This is a genomic window from Bartonella sp. AD328YNZD, assembly GCF_042196425.1.
On record NZ_JBHIQG010000571.1, the window covers coordinates 1 to 1,040 of the forward strand.

The 1,040-nt window shown below is 37.1% G+C and carries 1 protein-coding gene and 1 pseudogene; one reads left to right on the forward strand and one right to left on the reverse strand.

Annotated elements, in window-relative coordinates; translation table 11 throughout:
* A partial coding sequence (locus tag ACFIO3_RS13765; protein WP_375704651.1) for a helicase-related protein occupies positions 1 to 686 on the forward strand: 686 nt, incomplete at its 5' end.
* Positions 687 to 746: 60 nt separating this feature from the next.
* Here ACFIO3_RS13765 and ACFIO3_RS13770 read toward each other — a convergent pair.
* Positions 747 to 1,040, reverse strand: a pseudogene (locus ACFIO3_RS13770) (glutamate--tRNA ligase); the annotation flags it as partial.

Genomic DNA, 1,040 nt, shown 5'->3' on the forward strand with positions numbered 1-1,040 from the left:
TACGAGAACTTATCCAAAATGAAGGTGCCGAGCTTCAAAATGCTATTATTTTCTGTAATCGCAAGAGGGATATCTCTGAACTTCTTAGATCACTCATTAAACATAACTTTAATGTAGGTGCATTGCATGGGGATATGGACCAATATTCACGTATGAACACCCTAGCCGATTTTAAAAATAATAAACTTACACTTCTGGTTGCTTCTGATGTTGCAGCCCGTGGTCTCGATATTCCAGCCGTAAGCCACGTATTTAACTATGATGTTCCTACACATGCTGAAGACTATATCCATCGAATTGGTCGTACAGGGCGTGCAAATCGTAGCGGAAAAGCTTTTACAATTGTCACAAAAGCTGATCAAAAATATATCAATGCCATTGAGGAAATGAGTAATGAAAAAATTGAATGGCTCAATGGAGATCTCTCAACTTTAATAGCCGATGATCAAACAGAAGATATTGTTGTAAAGAAAAAGTCTTCAAAATCATCAAAGAAAACTGCTCCTAAAGAGCCTGTTGCTCACACTAAAAAATCTGTAGAAGAGAATAAAACAGAATATATCAAAAACGCAAATAATAAGGAGAAGCCATCTGAGCAACAACGCTCACGAAAAAATAAGAATTACACGCCCCTTGGATTTGGTGATGATATTCCTGCATTCATGCTCATAAAAACGCGTAGATAGACTCGTCCTTTACTCTCTGTAAGCATAAAGTAAATAAAAGATGCCTTTTAAAAGTTTCTCTTATTTCTTAGAGAGCCTTTCTATTACCTTTTCACGCCCTAAAAGCTGCAAAAGCTTTCCCATTTCAGGTCCATGATCCATGCCCGTAAGTGCTTGACGTAATGGCATAAATAAAGATTTTCCTTTCCGACCTGTTTTTTCTTTTAATGCTGTTGTCCAAATTTTCCAACTTTCCTCATTCAAAGCACCTTCAGGTAAGAAATCGAGTGATTGACGCACAAATGCACGATCCTCTAGTGCTACTGTATCAAAATTTTGTTCATCATGAATGATTTTCCACCACAAAACAGCATC